This window comes from Candidatus Darwinibacter acetoxidans (assembly GCF_041936445.1).
Classification (GTDB): domain Bacteria; phylum Bacillota; class Limnochordia; order Darwinibacteriales; family Darwinibacteriaceae; genus DTU010.
The window spans coordinates 1-1,486 of the sequence record NZ_JBHGXH010000165.1; the positions used below are offsets into that span (position 1 = coordinate 1).

Below are 1,486 nucleotides of genomic sequence, written 5' to 3' on the forward strand. Positions count from 1 at the left end.
CCGCCACCGGAGTCTCCGGCTTCGGAGCAACCGGAAGGCTGGACTTCGGGAGAGTGGGGGCCGGTTCGGGTTCCGACTCTTTCTCGAACTCCTTGTCGATATCCTCTTCCTCCTCGACGGGCTCGACCCGCTCATCTGCCGCCGGCGGTGCTGCTTGCACCGGGCGCAAGGCGGCGGGCCAGTTAATCACCGTAACCGGGATCGGGAGGGAGAACGCCGGGGTCGGTGCAGGCGAGGATTCAGGGACGCCGGGCTCCGGGAGATCCGGGATCGTTGGGGGCTCAGTCTCCGGGATCTCGACAGAGGTCGGGGGAATGGGCGGGATCTCACTCTCCGGTAAGTCGGGGAGATCCGGGAGTTCAGGAGCAGGAGTGACGACTACCGGCGGTTCGACCACCGGGATCTCGCTCTCCGGGACCTCGGGTATGTCGACAGGGATAACCTCGACCTCCGGGCCGGCTGCCGGCTCTTCGGGCACCTGCACATCGGTCCGGGCGACCATCTGATCCCAGTTTGTCACCGAGACGGGGAGGGGGGTATCGAGTGCCGGGACTGATACGGCCGGTGCCGGGATCGTTGGAGGTTCGCTCTCAGGGGTCTCTGGTATGTCGACGGGGGTCTCGGGTATGTCGACGGGCGGGATCGTAGCCGCCGGGGGGGTAGCCGGGATCTCCGGCTTCGGCGCGACCGGGAGTTGAGATTTCGGGAGTGCGGGGGCAGGTTCGGGCTCGGGCTCGTCCTCGAACTCCTTGTCGATATCCTCTTCTTCCTCTTCCTCTTCCTCCTCGTCTTTCTTCAGGAACTCATCGATCTCTTTACTGAACGATGTCTCACTCCACCGCTGGATCTTGAGTTTTGGGATCTCAATCTTGTCCGCCTGGAGATGGATCCGGCCCAGTTTTGGGAGTGAGATTCCCACTTTCTCCGTGACTCTGTTTGCGGACTCGATGAACCCATTGATCAGGTCGATCATCTTGTTGAGTGAGTCCTCGGTCCACTGCACGATGTTCTTCCACAGACCGTACACGAACCCCAGGATCCCCTGCCCGACCCACTCGATCCCGGTGGCGATGGCATCCCATCCAGCACCCATGACTCCGTTGAGAATGCCTACGAACCCCTTGGTAATATCGATCAGGGCCTCGCCCGCGCTCTCCCAATCCCCCGCGAGGATGGACGCGAAGAGTTTGGCGACGTTCAGCATGACGTCGAGCGCACCGGAGTAGATCTGCTCGATGTAAGGCCATGCCCACTCGAAGAGCGGCACGATCACCGATCCGATCACCCACTGGATGAACGCGGCGATATTCTCCCATGCGGCGATGAATACGCCGGAGTTCTCGCTCCACCAGTCGATAATGTGGGCAAGCCGCCCCTCAAAGAACTCCACTGCGGGCGCCATCTGGTCCTGAAGGGCTGCAACGAACGGCGCTGCGGCTACCTGCGCCTGCACCGCCCAGTCAGCGATCCCCTGTCCGATGTCAGC

Annotated in this window: 1 protein-coding gene; it reads right to left on the reverse strand. The window is 62.4% G+C overall.

The genetic code is table 11. The features are described 5' to 3' along the window. A partial coding sequence (locus ACE4YL_RS06280; RefSeq protein ID WP_461369385.1) for a phage tail protein occupies positions 1 to 1,486 on the reverse strand: 1,486 nt, incomplete at both ends.